This is a genomic window from Endozoicomonas sp. OPT23 (assembly GCF_009653635.1).
Classification (GTDB): Bacteria; Pseudomonadota; Gammaproteobacteria; order Pseudomonadales; family Endozoicomonadaceae; genus Endozoicomonas_A.
Map to the genome: position 1 here is coordinate 1 of NZ_PPFD01000025.1, position 214 is coordinate 214.

A 214-nucleotide genomic window follows, 5' to 3' on the forward strand; every position below is an offset into this window, starting at 1 on the left:
TGGCACCGCCGCCCAGACTGAATGGGAAGGTCACGACACTGTCGGAACCGTTGCTCAGGGTCACGTTAAAGATCAGATCCTCAACACCCTCTTCGGCCTGAGCATTTTGCAGCTCGATGTCAGTTACTGTCGGCGCACCGTCATTATCAACAATGGTGCCGGTGGCAGTCTCACCACCAATACTCAGATCAACGGTTTCGTTGTTCTCGTCCAG

At 54.2% G+C, this 214-nt stretch carries 1 protein-coding gene; it reads right to left on the reverse strand.

Going from position 1 to position 214, the window contains the following annotated elements; all coding sequences use genetic code 11:
* A partial coding sequence (locus tag EOPP23_RS21405; protein ID WP_194842711.1) for a hypothetical protein occupies positions 1-214 on the reverse strand: 214 nt, incomplete at both ends.